This is a genomic window from Mycobacterium sp., assembly GCF_049647605.1.
Lineage (GTDB): Bacteria > Actinomycetota > Actinomycetes > Mycobacteriales > Mycobacteriaceae > Mycobacterium.
In genome coordinates this window covers 1-1554 of the sequence record NZ_JBARXZ010000084.1, presented here as the reverse complement: position 1 = coordinate 1554, position 1554 = coordinate 1, and the positions used below count along the sequence as shown (strand labels likewise).

Sequence of the window (1554 nt, the reverse complement as noted above, 5' to 3'; positions counted from 1 at the left end):
CCGGTGAACGCCGCAGCGTTCAGGCTGCGCGAATACGCGGGCGACGACGTGCGGACGGACATGCGAAAGGGCGCCAGGAGCCGGAGAGGGCCCGGCTCAGAGGACGCCGAGGCGGGCCATCAGGTCTGCGTCGATGCCGTCGAGCTGGTCGGAGATCGCACCGTGTGCGGCGCGGCGGCGTGCGGTCGGCATGCTCTCAGCTGCGGTGACCGCGGCAGCCAGATCTGTCAGGCGGTCACTGATCGCGTTGACGAACTGCTTGGTCTCGGCATCCTTGGGCTTCTTCTCGGCGACGGTGCGCAACGACCGTTCGGCGCCGGCGATCCGCGCTGAAAGCTGGCCACCGTGTCCGGAGAACTGGCCGAGCTGACTCAGCGGGATCCCGAGCCGGTCGGCGCGGCGCTCATCGAGCAGCCCGCGTGCAGCGGTGGCCGCGCGGTAGATGATCGGTACCAGGATCGGGGCCAGCAGGCGGGTCACCGTCAGCGTCCGCCTGATCCTGGCGGGGGAGAGCAGCTTGCCCTCCCGCGCGGCCCGCAGTTCTGTTTGGGCGATCTTCAGGGCGTTGCGGTCAGTGTCCCGCTGTGACCGCAATTGCGCCTTCAGAGAACGGGATTCGGCGCGGGTGGCCGATTTGATACGGCGCCGCTCGTTCTTGGCCCCCAGCTTGGCTTCGAGCTTTGCCTTGGCTTTGATGGCCTTGGCCTCGGCCCGCCGAGTGGCGCGGCTCTTTCGCTTGGTGAACAGGCCCATACCTGTCGCCTCCCGGTGCTCTCGTGAAATATTGCGGTCGGTGCCACTAACTGGCATAAACCCTATCGCCTGAGCCGACGCTTGAAATTGCGACCTGCGGATATGCGAGAATGGCCCAAACTTCGAAGTGGGTGCCGGGCGGTGGTCGTCGCCGCGAGCCGGCGCAGGCGAGGCGAATCGGGATGAGCGTGGACGAGTCGCGAACGCGAATAGCCGCGGTCAGCGCGGTCATCATCGGTGGTTTGCTGATCGGTGGGGCCACCGCCACCGCCACCGCGTTTGCCCAGCCTGGCGACCAGAGCGGCAGCCAGGGTGCCGGCTCCGGCAGCTCCGATCAGGGGGATGCCAAGCCGAGGGAATCCAAAAGCGAACGTGACAGGCCTGGTCGCAGCCGCCCCGGGTATCCCAAAGACGACACGGGGAACGGGTCCGGCGGGAACGGGGGCCCCGGCCCACGTCCTCCCGGTGAGTCCGGCAGCTGGCCACCGAAGACACCACCGGCCAAGCCGTGGAAGCCCGGGAGCGTGTGGTGGCCCTGTGACGACGACGATGACGAACCCAGCTTTCCCCCAGGTGCCCCGGGACCCGGAAATCCGCCCGCGGGGGGTGGTGGCGGCAGCGGGAACGGCGGCTTCCCCCCGCCGGAAGCGACACCTCCGAGGCTGGGCCTCCCCGATACCGGCGCCCCGTCTCCCATCGAACCCGTCATCGGGGCTGCTCCCGGTGGTCCGGCCCCTCCGCTCGGCGGTCCGGCGGTGGCGCCGATCGCCGCACCGGTGGTTCTCCCGCCGGTGAGCGTCA

Annotated in this window: 1 protein-coding gene and 1 pseudogene; one reads left to right on the top strand and one right to left on the bottom strand. The window is 69.4% G+C overall.

From position 1 onward, the window contains the following. Positions 1 to 96 precede the first annotated feature (96 nt). Positions 97 to 753, bottom strand: coding sequence for a DUF6474 family protein (locus tag WBB07_RS10680; protein ID WP_526307418.1), 657 nt, complete (start codon positions 751 to 753; stop codon positions 97 to 99). 110 nt (positions 754 to 863) lie between these two features. On the opposite strand from WBB07_RS10680, the pseudogene WBB07_RS10675 reads away from it, so the two are divergent. After that, a pseudogene (locus tag WBB07_RS10675) lies at positions 864 to 1554 on the top strand (hypothetical protein); the annotation flags it as partial.